Genomic DNA, 14,834 nt, shown 5'->3' on the forward strand with positions numbered 1-14,834 from the left:
CCTGGCGGACGTAAATTGAAATGCAGAATTCCACCTGCGTCGAACGCCAAAAAGAAGCAAGAATTTGCATAGGAATGCAGGATGGAATTCCTGACGACCAGCGAAGCCGCCGACTACCTTCGGCTCGGTGAACGCAAGCTCTACGAACTCGTCACCACCGGCGCGATTCCCTGCACCAAGGTGACCGGGAAGTGGCTCTTCCCGCGGCACGAGCTCGACCTCTGGGTCCTGTCGGGACTGGCGCGTCCGGCCGGCATGCTGACTGCGGAGCCGCCGCCGGTGGTGGGCGGCAGCCAGGACGAGCTTTTGGACTGGAGCCTGCGTGAATCCGGCTCGGGCCTGGGATCGATGAGCGAGGGCAGCGCGCGCGGGCTCGAGCGCTTGCAGCGCGACGAGGTGATGGCGGTGGCGGTGCACTTCCACAGCCTGGAGGCCGACGGCAATCTTGCCACCGACGCCAGTGCGACGGCGCTGCGTGACGCTCCGGACCTGCATGATGCGGTGCTGGTCGCATTCGTGCGCCGCGAGCAGGGTCTCGTGCTGCCGCCGGGCAATCCGAAGCGGCTGCGCGGCCTCTCCGACGTGCTTGCGCTCGGTGTCAGGATGGCGATGCGACAACAGGGCACAGGCGCACAGATGCTGCTCGACGTGCTGTTGAAGCGCGCCGGCGCCGCGACGCGCGATCTGCGCCGGGTCGAGACGCCGGCCCTCACCGGGCCGGATCTCGCCGAGATCGTCCGCGCGGGACAGGCCGATTGCGGAATCGCGACGCGTGCAGCGGCGCGCTCGGCCGGGCTCGACTTCGTGCCGCTGGTCTGGGAGAATTTTGATCTCGCAATGCGGCAACGCAGCTATTTCCGCCCGCCGATGCAGGCCCTGATCCGGTTCCTCAGCGAAAGGCGGCTGCGGCAGCGCGCCGAGGAGCTGACCGGCTACGATCCCTCGCCGGCGGGGCAGATCCGCTTCGCGGCCTGACGTTGACGCCCGCCCCCAAATAGTTGCAAAAGAAACCAATTCAGCCGGGCATACCCGGGCAACACCGGCCAACGAGCCGGATCAGGGGAGGACAAGCGTGAATCCAACGAGATTTGGACTGCCGGTCGCGGCCGGCTTTGTCGCGACGTGCTTGACGGCGGCGCTGCTGCCGGGTGCGGCGTCGGCGCAGGTTTCCGATGACATCGTCAAGATCGGCGTGCTCACCGACATGAACGGCCCCGCCTCCGCGCCGACCGGCCAGGGTTCGGTGACGGCGGCGCAGATGGCGATCGACGATTTCGGCGGCAAGGTGCTCGGCAAGCCGATCAGCATCGTGATCGGCGACCACCAGCTCAAGGCCGACATCGGCGGCGGCATCGCGCGGCGCTGGTATGACGTCGATCAGGTCGACCTGATCGTCGACGTGCCGGTCTCCGCGGTCGGGCTCGCGGTGCAGAACATCGCCAACGAGAAGAAGCGGCTGTTCATCACCCACTCCACCGGCACGGCGGACTTCCACGGCAAGTTCTGCTCGCCGTATGCGATCCAGTGGGTGTTCGACACCCGCGCGCTCGCGGTCGGCACCGCGGATGCGGTGGTCAAGCGCGGCGGCGACAGCTGGTTCTTCATCACCGACGACTACGCCTTCGGCCATTCGCTGGAGCGCGACGCCTCCAGCGTCGTCACCGCCAATGGCGGCAAGGTGCTGGGCTCGGTGCGGCCGCCGCTGGCAACACCCGACCTCTCCTCCTTCGTGCTGCAGGCGCAGGCCTCCAAGGCCAAGATCATCGGCATTGCCGCAGGTCCCCCGAACAACATGAACGAGATCAAGACCGGCTCGGAGTTCGGCGTGTTCAAGGGCGGCCAGCAGATGGCGGCGCTGCTGGCGCTGATCACCGACATCCACGGCCTCGGCCTGCAGGCCGCCCAAGGACTGTTGCTGACGACGTCGTTCTACTGGGACATGGACGACAAGACCCGCGAATGGTCGAAGCGCTATTTCGCCAAGATGAACAAGATGCCGTCGATGTGGCAGGCCGGCGTCTATTCGAGCGTGATGCACTATCTCAACGCCATCAAGGAGACCGGCACCGACGATCCGCTCAAGGTCGCGGCGAAGATGCGGGAAAAGCCGATCGAGGATTTCTTCGCCCGCAACGGCAAACTGCGCGATGACAATCTGATGGTGCACGATCTCTGGCTGGTGCAGGTGAAGACGCCGGAGGAGAGCAAATATCCGTGGGACTATTACAAGATCCTCACGACCATCTCGGGCGACAAGGCGTTCGGGCCGCCGGACCCGGCGTGTCCGTTGGTGAAGAAGTGATGATGGCGAATTGCGAATAGGGAGTGGCGAATGGGGAAGGCTCCATTCGCCATTCGCCATTCACCACTCGCCATTCGCTACTTCACCACCCCGATCTCACGAAAATACTTCATCACGCCCGGATGGATCAGTTCCGGCTTCGGCGCTGCCGCGACGGTGTTCGACGCCGTGGTCTCGCAGGCCTGCGCGAGCTGCTTGCAGAACGTCGCCTCGACGCCGTGCAGCGTCTTCGCGAGGCGATAGGCGACGTCATCGGGCAGGTCCTCGCGCGTGAGGACGAAACTCCACGAGCCGAGCGAGGCGATCGGCTCGGCCTGCTTCGGATAGGAGCCGGCCGGCACGAGCAGCGGCTTCAGGAACGCATGCTTGGCGCGAATGCGCGTGATCTCTTCAGCGCTGGGCGCAATGAAGCGCGCGCCTGACGCACCCGATGCCACCGCGGCAAAACCGGGCCAGCCGATACCGGCGCCCCAGAGTGCTGCAACACGTCCGTCCTCGACCATCGCGGGGCCATCGCCGGCGCGGTCGAGATAGACGGCCTTGAAATCCTCGTCCTGCTTGAGGCCGAGACCATCGAGCACATAGCGCGCCAAGATCGGCAGGCCCGAGCCTTTGGCGCCGAAGGCGACGGGCTGGCCGACGAGATCGTGAATGGTCTTGTACGGACTGTCCGCCCGGACCACGAACATTCCGGGATTGGAATAGATCGCCGTCAAAATCTTCAACCGCACAGGCGCGCGGCCGATGCCGGCGAAGGCCTCATAGGCCGGCTCGCCCGCGACCAGCGCGAGATCGAGCTCGCCCTTCTCCAGCAGCGGAATGTTCTCATTGCTGCCCTTGGTGTTGCGGGGCGCGATGGTGATTTGCGGATCGGCCGCATTCATCACTTCCGCAAAAGCGTTGCCATAGAGCGGAAAGCCGCCGCCGGGCGTCGCGGTGCCCAGGCTGAGTGTGGTGGGCGGAATGGCGTTGCCTCCGGTTTGAGCAGCGGCGGGGCTTGCGAGTGGATTTGCGAGCAGCGCCGCGCCGAGAAGGATTGTGATTGCGAATCTCATGATGAGTCCCGGCCGCCCCGCGTCAACATCGACTTGCGGCGATGTAGGCAGCGGGTGGTTTTTGTGAAAGCATGCAGCCCAACGACAATAGAACAATGGGAGACGTCATGTTGCGAATTTTGCGTAACACTGTTTTTGGGCTGCTTTTTCTTTCAACTCTCCTCAACGCCTCCCCTCCCGCCTCCGCCGCCGGCTATCCCGACCGCCCCGTGCACTGGATGATCGGCTTCGCCGCCGGTGGCCCGGTCGACATCGTGGCGCGGATCATGGCGCAAGCGCTCTCGGATCGCCTCGGCCAGCAATTCATCGTCGAGAACCGCGCCGGCTCCGGCGGCAACATCGCGGCCGCCGCCGCGATCAACGCAGCCCCCGACGGCTACACGCTGCTGTTCGTCGCGCCCAACAACGCGATCTCGACCTCGCTCTACAAGAAGCTGCCTTACGACTTCCTGCGCGACACCGTGCCGGTCGCCAGCATCATGCAGCTCACCAACATGCTGGTTGTCTCCAACGCGTTTCCCGCGAAGACGGTCCAGGAGTTCATCGACTACTGCAAGGCCAATCCCGGCAAGATCTCGTTTGCCTCGTCCGGCAACGGCACCTCGGTGCACATGTCGGCCGAGCTGTTCAAGGTGATGACCAAGTGCGACATGGTGCACGTGCCCTATCGCGGCTCGGCGATCGCCTTCCCCGACATCATCTCCAACAAGGTGCAGCTGATCTTCGACAACCTGCCCTCCGCGCTCGAGCAGTCGCGCGGCGGCACTGTCCGCGCACTCGGCGTCACCTCGCCGCAGCGCTGGCCGACCGTGCCCGACGTGCCCGCGATCGCCGAGACCGTGCCGGGCTTCGAATCGGTCGGCTTCTACGGCATCTCCGCGCCAAAGGGCACGCCGCCCGAGGTGATCGAGATCCTCAACAAGGCCGTCGGCGAAGCCCTGAAGGACCCGAAGGTCATCGCGCGGCTGACCGAGAATGGCGGCATCCCGAAGCCAATGACGCCCGCCGAATTCGGCAAGCTGGTCGCTGACGAGACCGAGAAGTGGAAGAAGGTGGTAGAGTTCGCCGGGGTTTCGGTGGATTAGACCGGGCTCTAGCGGCGTGCTTACAGCTCGCCAGCAGGACATTGGAGGGGACGGAAGGCCCCCTCCAATCAAAAACTGCGAAAAACAACCCCATGCACAGTAGAAAAATCAAGTGATCACAAGGGGTTACGGAACTGAAAAAGCGAGCCTCGACGAGAGCGATTTGACCCGTCGGGCAAAACAGGACTATAAGGGCATCATCACCAATTTCGGTTATTCGAAAATAGCCGGCGATGCTGCGCCAGGGGTTTCCATCCGCCAGAGCCAGCATTGCACCCCCGCCTCCATCCCTGTAAACGAACCGCGCACCGTTGCCGGCCGCGCATTCCCGCGGCCGTCTCGCGGCGGGGCCTGTAGCTCAATGGTTAGAGCCGGCCGCTCATAACGGTCTGGTTGCAGGTTCGAGTCCTGCCGGGCCCACCAACGAAATCAGTAACTTATCAGGCGCCGTTTCGTCTGATCGGAATCACCGCACCAGAAACCGCACCAGATACGTGCGCTTTTCGTTCGCCGGCTGGATCGCGCTTTGCGATTTTCTCGACGGCATCGGACAAATAATCGGGATGGTGATGGCCATAGGTGTTGAGCAGCACCTCAAGCGACATGCCTAGATAACCCGCTGCCTGCCAAGGGTCCGCGCCTCTCTGCATGAGCCAAGTCGCTGCGGTGTGTCGCAAAGTGTGAGGGGAGATTCCCGAACCAAGTCCCGCAAGCCGCACAGCGTTCTTGAACGCCGTCTTGACCGAGCTAACGGCTCTTCCGTTGTACTCGACGAAATGCTTCGCCTCTGGATCAATCCGGTGCCAGCGCCGCAGGTGTGCAAGCAAGCGCAAGGGGATCGGCACCGTCGGCTGCCGTTTGTTGGTTTTGGCGGTGCCCTGTTTCAAACGGTAATAGCGGCCGCGCTCCAGGTCGACATAAGAGCGACCGATCGCCGGAATGGGAGATGCGGCAGCTATAGCTCCTGCACGAGTTCCGCTGTAGATCCCCAACAAAATGAACCGCGCAAGATGGCGGAGGGGACGCTTGCTGGTCGGGACTTTTTCGTCGTCCAACGGCCGACGCGAGCCCTTCTGCATTTCGCGATAGCGCCAGCAGATCCAAATCAGTTTGGCCGCATCGCTGCGCGTCAGCCACTTGTCTCGCGGCTGGCCCTTCTCTGGCAGCGAGACCTTGACGATTTCTCGATGAAATCCTTCGGCTGCATGGTGACCAATGGCGGCGCGTACATCTTCGAGGTCCCGCCGGGCGCCTCCCTTTTTGCCGCGCCACTTGGTGTAGGAGCGACACGCCTCGCCATTGACCTCGCCAAGCATTTTTGCACCCCACCAGTCATTCAATCGCTCAATTCGCTTCTTGAACTTGCGGATATCTGGGACGGCATCTTCGCTTTCGCTATCGACGTTGAAGCGACTGCGAAGCTTGTCCAGTTGGGCATCCAAGTAAATCGAGAGGACGTCCGCGATTGCGATATAATCTATGTGGCGGATGCGTCGCTTTGGCGTGTGTTTGGAGGTTATGTAGTCCCTTAGTCTTTCCTCCGCGGCCGCAATCTCGTCTGCAGCGCAGCCTGTGCCGACATCCCGGCCGTTGTCTCTGATGATCCAGGTTGCTTGGTGAGTGATCTTTCCGCTCTTGTTTCGGCGCGCTGCCTTGAGTTGAAGTCTGGCCCCCTTGCTTCTTCGCGGCATAGCTCTCGCATCCGTTCGATATGCGCCAGCGTCGTAAATTCCTTGCCGGCAATCTTCTCAATAACCAATCGGTTACGATCGCGCTCGCGACGTAAGCCCGCGACCGTAATTCCTCCCAAGGGAAACGCGATCTTCACGGCATCAGCAAGGCGAAGAGGAGTATCGGGGGTTATTTCAGGTTGCGTTCGATTTGTCATCGACGCCTTGTCGAGTATTGTAGAGGGGGAGCTTACCGGTATCGCAACATTCGTCGCGGAGACCTACTCCGTGGGCAAGCTCCGCCCCACCTCTATCGCGCGCTCGAGCGTAGAATCGTACAAATAAGCAAAGACGAGAACAGCGGGTGGGAATCAGTAAAGCTCACACTCGCGTCTAGGCATGAATCAAGAAGGAGCCGCAGGTCAAGGTCGTCGTCCAGGAGCTTAGCGACACTGCCGCAAAAAGCATAGATCAGGTGCTGAATGCGCTTCCAAAAGGATTCTCCGGAGAATGATTGCTGATGGCGCGAAGCGAGCGCCGCTGGCCGTACTCAAGAGTAGTGAATGATGCTCGGCCCGGCGGCGCCCCTCGTACGGGCAGCGTTCCTGACCGAGCCGGCGTTGCGGCCACAATGTCGGGATCATCAGTTTAATAGGCTGATACGCCGGGGCCGGTTGCCCACTTCTTCGTGCGGGACACGCTGCACGAAGCCATCGACGCGCTGACAGCGGACAGGGATATCGTCGACTCGCGCTTGCATGGCAACCGCCTTGCACAACAAAGCTCGCTCGCACGCCGCGATCGGGCAGATTCCAGGGAATTTCCGTTTAAAAAATTGCGGTTTCTCCGGCCGCGCGGGCGGGCGAGACCGGCTCAGATAGACCATTTTCGAGGACCGCCCGCCGACGGCTCGCCCCTCGAGCGCAACGGCTTCAGCGATTTGCCCCCTTCCGGCGCGGCTTTCTGCGGCCGGACTCTCGAATCGCAAGGCAAGGCGTGCGAGCGTGATGCGACCAGCGCCTCATGCAGGAGGCTGCGCGCGCATTGGTTCGTAATTTCTGATTGCCGGTCGTCAGATCGATCGCGTGTCTCATAAGCCAAGCAGGTGTTTCGCCGCCGAGAGGTTTGGAGCGTATTCCATTCTCAACGCAGCGAACTCGGCGGCGAGATCCGTTCTTAGGGCGCGTCCAACTTCACTGGCGTAGTCTTTCGTGTTTGAGGATGCAAAGACGACAACTGACGCCAGGCCCGCCTTGCTCAGCTCTGCCACGGCCGCGAGAGAAGTTCTCAATTACAACGCAGTTTCAGCCCTTGCTTGCGGGCGTCCGGGCCTCGTTCAGCCGTTTGAAGGCGCGGGACGTAGTCTCGTCGGCTTGAGGTACCGGGGTGGTCGCGCGCTCCGCAATCACCTTCGATCGAGACACATGATTATCGTAATGGCTGATATCGGCCACGCCGTGCCCGCCAAGTGCGACATTAATCGCATCGAGGCGTCTCAACCGCTCACGCAATTTCGAAAGCTCTTAACGTGCTCCATGAATTCCACCTGCACCTGTTCGGCAAGCAAACCCACGATCTGCGACGTCGATTGCAATGCGGACAGAATCAAAAGCGCAGCGAGCCGATCCGCTGGATTGGCGTTGTCCCGCGTCGGATCGCGCATGATGTCGAGGATAATGCAGGTGTCGAGGCACAGCACCGCCGGGCCCCGCGTCACGATGTCGGAGACTGGAAAAGCCATCACGCGCGCTGGGAATCGTAGGCTTTCAACAAATCAAGCCCGAACTCATATTCAATGACGAGCTTGAGGGCATGGTCTCCGCGTCTATCCCACGCTCCCATGGCGTTGCTGCCGCGGCAATAAGCGCCTCCCGCAGCTCTGCACGCTTGGTTTCGGGACCAAGGATGGAGAGATCCTGGAAGACTTCGATCGCGTGTTTGTCGCTCATGTGTTTGGTCTCCGATCGAACTAGCTGACCAGGCTTGTTATGGCCTGCGGCGCGCCAATGAAGGCGTAAGGATTGAGGAACTGGCGGCGCCAAAACAAATTTCGGTCCACTTGTCCAAGCGCTGCTTCGTCACAAACAGCTGACCAGCACTCCTTGATGGCCTTGATTTGATGCACGACAATCGCGACGGCTTCCGCCTCGTTGAGAAGAAACGACGGCGCGCCTTTTAGGCAGAGCCTAATCTGACTGTGTCGATCCTGGCCCAATATAAGCATCGCTTGCGTAGCCTCGCCGCCCGTGCGGCTTTGCGGGCAAATATCATAGGCAGGTGTGAGCGTCAGATTCGTGCCGTCCCAGAAGGCTGCGTGATTTCGGGCATGGTCATCCGTGTTGCCGCAGAGCACGTTGAAGACAATGCGCGAAAACAACTCCCGTAGCGTCTCCTTGGGTTCCGTAAAACGGTGGCGGATGGTCGTGGCGAGCTGTTCGTAGCTGGCGTACCGGGCCATCATTTCGTCCAGCTCAAGCAATGTTAGGGCGGATACCATGGCCTTGCGGTGCCATCCGCCGTTAGCCTTCGCACGATCGAAGCGCTCTATAAGGAGGATGTCCTTGCCCGCCACACGTTGAAGGCTCACAGGCGCGACGCGAAGCCCGGCCGCCGCGGCCAAGCGCATTGCGATGAATTCTGCCTTCACCACGCTATAGAGGTCGGTTTGCGAAGAAAACTTCGCGATGAATTTCTTATCATCGGAAGTAATCGTCGCTTTCGGGCGCGCCCCGCCAATGGAGCTACCGTGGAAAAGCGCCCGGTCGAGCTCGGGCGTCAGCGGCGCTCCTTGTTCGACGAGCGCCGCCGCATTCAAAAGCTCATCGAGAGAGGCGCCCTCGCCTTCACGTGCGACATAGGCGGAAGGCGAGGCTTGAAAATCGAGCGCGCCGATGCGATCCGACCCTGACTCGAGGAGGAAGGTCAGCTCATCAAGACTGCCCGCGTCAATCTCTTTCCCACGGGCGCCGAACTTCCGGTTGAGAATCACACGCCGGCCCCAGGCATCGGGAGCGGCGTCGCGAATACAGTTCGGCATGTTCAGACCCGCAAGAAGCGGAAGGATTCCGCTCCGGAGCGGCAATTCGGGCTGGTAAAGCGCAATGGCGTCCTTGCGCTCGATATAGCTCCGTCCATAGTTGAAAAGGAGCTGTTCGCCACGCACCGACAGAAGGCCTGCAACAACCGGTTTCGTCTGGCCCGGTAGCCAAGCCCAGACATAAGCCTCGGTGAATTTGGGATCAGAAGTCATCCTTGACCTCTTCACCCCGCCGGGCACGAATGGATTTAGGCAGAAGCGTCATGACTTCGCGATTGCTTTCGATCGCCTGAGACATTGTCGCCTGCTCGACGTCGAACAGCCTGACGCCGACAATTGCAGCGACCTCAAAGACAGCGCCAATGGTGGATCGCGGGTCGCCTGCCTCTACGCGCCGCAGCAGCCCGCGCGAGATTCCTGCCCGCTCCGCGACATTGAGCGTGCTCATCTTCCGTTCTATGCGGGCCTTGCGCAGGAGCTGTCCAAGCAGCACCGCAGCATCGGCTGCATAGGCAGAAATGGGATGGTGGATCTTAGCCATGGTTCATAAATCGATCGTCACGTTCTTCATGGATCATATATAGACCAAGGCCGCAAAATCTTCAACTGGCTGGTGCATAAAAAGACCAGATCAGCCCTTATGGTCCATTAATGGACCGTCCAGGTTCCAGAAAATCAAGGAGCTGGCGAGGACGCCATCAATCCCAGATGGCGCCTCAAAGGCGCCGGATTACGGAATCGACCCGGGAACATAGCATGAACACAAACGATTGAAAAACGTTCATGGCAGCCATATCCGGCGATTTTGAAATTGAGCCTGAATTCGAACGGGACCGAGCCGCATGTGGCTTGTCGAACTCGCCTTCTGGCGCCCTTCGACGCTCGCCGACCAAGGCTGCCGTTCTCAGACACGGTGCGAAGGGTTTCGACCTCAATCAGAATTGGGCTCTTGTCGAACAGAATTGGCTCTGTCCCGGTTGCCGGCGTAGCAAAGTCGATATCTTCCGCCTTTCCAGTCGCGGTATTCTGCTCGCCAATTTGGAAGAGCATCACGATCACCTGCGGGACAGCGGCCACGGGAGCACGTACCGAGGATGCGCAACCCAAATGCCCTCCATCAATTCGAAGCTCTCAACTCCCTTCGGCAAGACCTCGGATATGAGTAGCGCCAGCTCCGCCCTCGCGGATCGCCGATCTCCGCGCAGCTTTGGCAGCCAGGAATCACTCCAATTCTTGGTTCGTTTTCCCACCACAGACGGAGACATGATCTACGTCATTCAGCGACCGGCGGCTCTCTCGACAGTTACAAGGCTGTTCCCCAACGTTTTCTGCGCGAAGCAGCAACTCGAATAGCAAACTTCGTCACGCTTCCGCCCCAGGCCACGCTCTATGAGGGCTTCCGAAGGGCGTTATCGTTCATTCGCGGCATGCCAGACACCGAAGCGCGTCTCATTGGCGATGCCTGGTCTCACAAGGACTCGGTCACCGCCCAGGGAATTACAGGTGCCTTTCTTGAGGCCGATTTGCTGGCAGAGCTCATTATTGCACGTCCGCACGTGGACGCCCGCTTCGAGCAGGAGCTCAAGCTCCAGTGGGCTCAGCACACGGCATTATATGCGGGTGAAGTCGAGCGAGCACATAGGCTTGCTGGATTTCTGTCTGCAACCCCACCGCAGATCGAAGAGTTGCAGACGATCGCGAGAAATCCCGAACTGAGTTCGAAATTTCTCGGGCTCGACGCCAAGACCTATTCCGAGAAGGACTTTCTCAAAGACCTGACAGCTTGATGCCAACCGTGCTGCGACGAAGATGTCGCAGCACGTCGTTGAGAAGAACCATCTTGCGGAAGCGCTCTTCCAACCCTTCAATGATTGGCGCTAGCGAGCAATGCGCGGGTGCTCTCCGGGATGGTCGTCGACCCGAAGGTTCATGATAGAGGCCGATGGCGAACACGGATTGGCATCGCCAAACTGCACCACGTTCTGGACTGCGACCGATAATTGGAGTGAAAAGTCGAGAGGCTTCGGCGGAGGTGCGCTGGTGATGGGATTGCAGCTTGCATCCACGCCTCCAAACGGCTGATTACCCTTCAGGTCTCTGAACCAGAGCATCTTCTGAGCGTCCGTTGTACAGGCGTTCGAAAATGTAATAGGCGCCGACGGCGATTGGGCGGTGCTGTGACAGCTCAAGCACCCCGAAATCGGATTGTCGACCGGCCCGTTCGCGCGCCCCGCCCATCCCAAATGGGAGGCTGAGTAAGCAGGCGCCTGGTCCGAGATCGTGGTTTCGGTCAGCTTCTTGCCTGCTTGCTGATCAGCGGGTGTGAAGCCGAAGTCATTTCCCCACGAAAGGCCTACGGGCCGGAGCCTCCGCCACGGCGACGTATCAGTTGCATTGCTGTCAAAAGCAAAAGTCCCGAAGACCCACCCGGTTGGCGAGCGACTATCCACCGCGGCGACGTCCATCTGCATGAGGCGCACGGTTTGGGGGCCGGCTGCTGTTCGGATCGTCCACTGCGGAGCACCCGACAAGACGTCGGAACCCTGGAAGTCATTCGCGGTAACGTCGCTGAACAAGATCTTGAAGGTCATTGCCCCTTGGGGGAATTGAGCCTTTGCCAGATCGGGCGAGGCGCCCCCCAAGACCTGTCCGATCGTGACGGCACCTGCTGCATTGTAGAAGCCGACCGCATAATTGTGAATGGTCACTCCTGGCTTGAGACCGAGCTCCGGTCCGGTCACAGATCGTTCTGACGTCAAGCCGCGCATCGGCTCTCGTGCACGCGGTCCAAAATTCATCAGCGGCATGTGAAACCAGGGCCGAACGTTATTGGCTTCCGGCTTGAAGTCGGCATCGATCATGCCATCAAATGCATAGTCTCGCAGAGCATAGAGGTAAGCATTGGCGCCCGTCACTCCGTCCTTGAAGTCGATATTCGACCACGTTGCGTCGTTCGCCGGGACAGCCGTAGGATACGATTGGGACAGTTTGAACCACGGACCAGCACTGGGTACCATCGCTGATGGCGTGACGAAGTCTGGGAAGACCCCGGTGCATTGCGCAATGAAAGGGGCCGGCTCAGGAGCCGGAACGCCCTTCCCTGTCACCGACAGGCAAGTCGATCCGGGAGCACAACCGCTTGCCGCATGTCCATGTGTCGGAGCAAGGCATGTGATCGTGGTCGCAAAAAGGACGTTGCGGAATATACGACTTCCTAAATGTTGAATAACGCGCATGAGCCTCTATCCTCTGACGCACCATTTTATTCCGTTACAATTACAGCGGGAATCTGCCTTTGCAAGCCCGAATTGATTCGCCGGTAAGCTTCGGGCAGAGCTTGGGCGTAGGCCTGACCTTTAAAGGGAGGATCACGATCGTGTTCTGTACGAAACGTACGGCGCTTCTCCTTTTCCTCTTTGCGGCAAGCGCGCAGGCGCAGACTGCAACGTCATCTGCTTATTTGACGGTAGATGGACAAGTGACGACGCCACTGTTCTTCTCTGAACCCGATTTTCAGGCACTTCCTCACACATCGATCACCGTCACGGATTCGGCCGGGGAAAATACGACCTATTCAGGAGTTGATCTGGCTGCCCTTTTGAACAAAGCAGGGGTGCCGCTCAAGCAAGATCTGAAAGGTGCCGACGTCGCAAAATATCTCCACGTTCAAGGCGCTGACGGTTTCGTCGCAATTATTTCTCTTCCTGAATTTGATAACGGCACGTTCCTGGTGGCTGATGCGCAAGATGGCTCCCCATTGCCGAGCGGAACCGGTCCTCTCCAGGTCATTTCACCTCAAGAAGGTCGTCGTAGCCGCTGGGTCAAACAACTCAACTTGCTGCGGATCATCAAATCTTCACCGCAATAGCCGCACCAGCGCGAGGGCTAGTCACTGGCGTCCAATCCGAGCGGCCTTACAAATTACTCTCTACGCATGAGCCAGACGAACACGGTCGAATAAAGCGGGTCGTCCCGAAACAAACCTTGCTCAGGGACAGTACGTCTAGCCGGTGTTCGTCGGCGGCGCGCCTGATCGATGCCTCGTTGATATATGAGTTATCATGCCCTTCCGCGTCGATAAAACGCGCGCTCCTGACACCCGGTCGGCACCGATCATGTAGCCGTCCTCAGCGAGTTGATCCGCCGGCCACGATCCCGTCAATGCCAAGCGCGTCTACCGGCTGATGAAGAAGGATGCTGGCCCGGCCAACAGGGCTGCAGCGTCATTGCGTACGCGACCAATTTTGTTGCCATCCAGGAGCGCCATGAGTTCGCTCGCTTCTGGGAAAGGCCTTTGAATCTATTCAACAGCCCCGATCAAGGCCGTTGAAATGGATCGAGCCAGAACTCGGCGGTTTTCCGGATGGTTCACCATTGTCGCGTGGTTGCCTGGAACGGGTACAGCATGAATAGCCCCCGCATTCACAACCCGGTCCCAGCCCTGCTTTGGTAACTCGCGATCAGGTTGTTTGTCAGCTGATAACCGACTGATGAGAGGCTCACTGGCATAAAACTGGTGTATTTCAATCGGGAGCGAGGGAACGCGATAAGACTGCAGCGCGCGGTGAAATATCGAGGCCCTTTGATACATCGAAATGTCACTGTGAAGATCGTGATCTGGAGCTAACGCTCCTATTTGCTGCGCCTTTTCAAGCAACTCAGAGATGGAACATTGTTCGGTGTCGCGTTCCAAAATCTCGTGATACTCATCGCGCAAGATTCCACAACGATCCAAAACAAATTCTCGCGCCAAATTCTTTAGTGATCCGTTTGAAGAAGCCGCAGGTAGACTAACATCGATGAACGCCATGAATGACACAACTTCATCAACACTCAGTAACTGCTCGGCAATTGCATAAGCCAGGATTGCGCCTGATGAGTATCCAGCAAAGCGGTATGGGCCGCGTGGCTGAATTTGTTTAATCGCAAAAATCACCTCCGCGGCCATCGCCTCAAGAGTCGGTGGACGAACGTCATCGAAAGGGGGCCATGGCAGAGCGTAGACCGAGCAGTCTGCATCCATTTCTGTCGCCAAACCGAAGACATACGAACAATCCCCAAAACCTGTTGGGACAAAGAAGAGAGGTGGCTGCGATCCGGTCAGTCGAACGGGAATCACCGCCGTGTTACTGGGCGGCATCTGCAAACGAATCTTCGATGCAAGCTCCTTCAGAACAGGCGCTCGGAAGAGGTCGGTGGCGCTAAAACTCAGCCCAAGATTTAATGCTCGACTGAGCATCTGCACGGCCAAGAGCGAGTGGCCGCCCAGTTCGAAGAAGTGGTCGTTGCGCCCGATGCGCTCGACACCCAGGAGCTCGGCCCAGATCCGCGCCAGCGCCGTCTCGACCGCACCTTGCGGCGCCTCATAGGCCGCCAGCGCATAGGCCTGATCGGCCGGGTCCGGCAGCGCGTTCCGATCGAGCTTGCCATTCACCGTCAGCGGAAGTGCCGCCAGCCGCACGAACGCACTCGGCACCATGTAGTCCGGCAGCCGCGCACTTAAGTGCGCCCGCAAGGCGCCCGCAAGCCCGCCTCCATCGCCCTCGTCCGAGCCGGCCTCGGGCGCGCAGACCACATAGGCGATCAGATGCTTGTCGCCGGCGCCGTTCTGGCGCGCCACCACCACCGCCTCGCGCACCCAGGCGTGCTCGCAAAGCCGCGCGACGATCTCGCCCGGCTCGATGC

The 14,834-nt window shown here is 59.9% G+C and carries 14 protein-coding genes and 1 tRNA gene; 7 read left to right on the plus strand and 8 right to left on the minus strand.

Annotated features, from left to right (window positions below; all coding sequences use genetic code 11):
• The first annotated feature begins 81 nt into the window (after window positions 1-81).
• Both AC5ZFO_RS33445 and AC5ZFO_RS33450 read left to right on the plus strand, forming a co-directional pair.
• Window positions 82-975, plus strand: coding sequence for a substrate-binding domain-containing protein (locus AC5ZFO_RS33445; protein ID WP_282524857.1), 894 nt, complete (start codon window positions 82-84; stop codon window positions 973-975).
• Window positions 976-1,072: 97 nt separating this feature from the next.
• A complete protein-coding gene (locus tag AC5ZFO_RS33450) occupies window positions 1,073-2,302 on the plus strand; it encodes an ABC transporter substrate-binding protein (protein WP_282524858.1) in 1,230 nt (409 codons plus the stop codon).
• 77 nt (window positions 2,303-2,379) lie between these two features.
• On the opposite strand, the gene AC5ZFO_RS33455 is transcribed toward AC5ZFO_RS33450, so the two are convergent.
• Window positions 2,380-3,357, minus strand: coding sequence for a TAXI family TRAP transporter solute-binding subunit (locus AC5ZFO_RS33455; protein ID WP_282524859.1), 978 nt, complete (start codon window positions 3,355-3,357; stop codon window positions 2,380-2,382).
• A 107-nt stretch (window positions 3,358-3,464) separates the two neighbouring features.
• On the opposite strand from AC5ZFO_RS33455, the gene AC5ZFO_RS33460 reads away from it, so the two are divergent.
• Together AC5ZFO_RS33460 and AC5ZFO_RS33465 are read left to right on the plus strand one after the other, a co-directional pair.
• Window positions 3,465-4,442 (plus strand): Bug family tripartite tricarboxylate transporter substrate binding protein, encoded by a 978-nt coding sequence (locus AC5ZFO_RS33460; RefSeq protein ID WP_282524860.1) that lies wholly within the window; start codon window positions 3,465-3,467, stop codon window positions 4,440-4,442.
• 347 nt (window positions 4,443-4,789) lie between these two features.
• Window positions 4,790-4,865: transfer RNA gene (locus tag AC5ZFO_RS33465), tRNA-Ile, on the plus strand.
• 17 nt (window positions 4,866-4,882) lie between these two features.
• Here the strand turns inward: AC5ZFO_RS33465 and AC5ZFO_RS33470 are convergent.
• The 5 genes from AC5ZFO_RS33470 to AC5ZFO_RS33490 all read right to left on the minus strand — a co-directional run bounded on the left by AC5ZFO_RS33470 (window position 4,883) and on the right by AC5ZFO_RS33490 (window position 9,690).
• Window positions 4,883-6,133: a tyrosine-type recombinase/integrase gene (locus AC5ZFO_RS33470; protein WP_282524861.1), complete on the minus strand. Its 1,251-nt coding sequence runs from the start codon at window positions 6,131-6,133 to the stop codon at window positions 4,883-4,885.
• Window positions 6,134-7,607: 1,474 nt separating this feature from the next.
• A complete protein-coding gene (locus tag AC5ZFO_RS33475; protein WP_282524862.1) occupies window positions 7,608-7,811 on the minus strand; it encodes a hypothetical protein in 204 nt (67 codons plus the stop codon).
• A 67-nt stretch (window positions 7,812-7,878) separates the two neighbouring features.
• On the minus strand, window positions 7,879-8,061 hold the full coding sequence (locus AC5ZFO_RS33480; protein ID WP_282524863.1) for a hypothetical protein: 183 nt from the start codon (window positions 8,059-8,061) through the stop codon (window positions 7,879-7,881).
• 20 nt (window positions 8,062-8,081) lie between these two features.
• Window positions 8,082-9,362, minus strand: a complete 1,281-nt coding sequence (locus AC5ZFO_RS33485; RefSeq protein ID WP_282524864.1) for a type II toxin-antitoxin system HipA family toxin — start codon at window positions 9,360-9,362, stop codon at window positions 8,082-8,084.
• Window positions 9,352-9,690, minus strand: a complete 339-nt coding sequence (locus AC5ZFO_RS33490) for a helix-turn-helix transcriptional regulator (protein WP_282524865.1) — start codon at window positions 9,688-9,690, stop codon at window positions 9,352-9,354. Before AC5ZFO_RS33490 ends, AC5ZFO_RS33485 begins: the two co-directional genes overlap by 11 nt.
• Window positions 9,691-9,932: 242 nt before the next feature.
• On the opposite strand from AC5ZFO_RS33490, the gene AC5ZFO_RS33495 reads away from it, so the two are divergent.
• Both AC5ZFO_RS33495 and AC5ZFO_RS33500 read left to right on the plus strand, forming a co-directional pair.
• A complete protein-coding gene (locus tag AC5ZFO_RS33495; RefSeq protein WP_496123038.1) occupies window positions 9,933-10,502 on the plus strand; it encodes a hypothetical protein in 570 nt (189 codons plus the stop codon).
• A 74-nt stretch (window positions 10,503-10,576) separates the two neighbouring features.
• Window positions 10,577-10,936: a hypothetical protein gene (locus tag AC5ZFO_RS33500; protein ID WP_496123039.1), complete on the plus strand. Its 360-nt coding sequence runs from the start codon at window positions 10,577-10,579 to the stop codon at window positions 10,934-10,936.
• A 90-nt stretch (window positions 10,937-11,026) separates the two neighbouring features.
• On the opposite strand, the gene AC5ZFO_RS33505 is transcribed toward AC5ZFO_RS33500, so the two are convergent.
• Window positions 11,027-12,385, minus strand: a complete 1,359-nt coding sequence (locus AC5ZFO_RS33505; RefSeq protein WP_496123040.1) for a hypothetical protein — start codon at window positions 12,383-12,385, stop codon at window positions 11,027-11,029.
• A 59-nt stretch (window positions 12,386-12,444) separates the two neighbouring features.
• Here AC5ZFO_RS33505 and AC5ZFO_RS33510 point away from each other — a divergent pair, with 59 nt between their 5' ends.
• On the plus strand, window positions 12,445-13,017 hold the full coding sequence (locus AC5ZFO_RS33510) for a molybdopterin-dependent oxidoreductase (RefSeq protein WP_282524869.1): 573 nt from the start codon (window positions 12,445-12,447) through the stop codon (window positions 13,015-13,017).
• Window positions 13,018-13,449: 432 nt separating this feature from the next.
• Here AC5ZFO_RS33510 and AC5ZFO_RS33515 read toward each other — a convergent pair.
• Window positions 13,450-14,834: thioesterase domain-containing protein (locus AC5ZFO_RS33515; RefSeq protein WP_496123041.1), on the minus strand; the 1,385-nt coding region annotated here is incomplete at its 5' end.

This window comes from Bradyrhizobium sp. Unk1 (assembly GCF_059512345.1).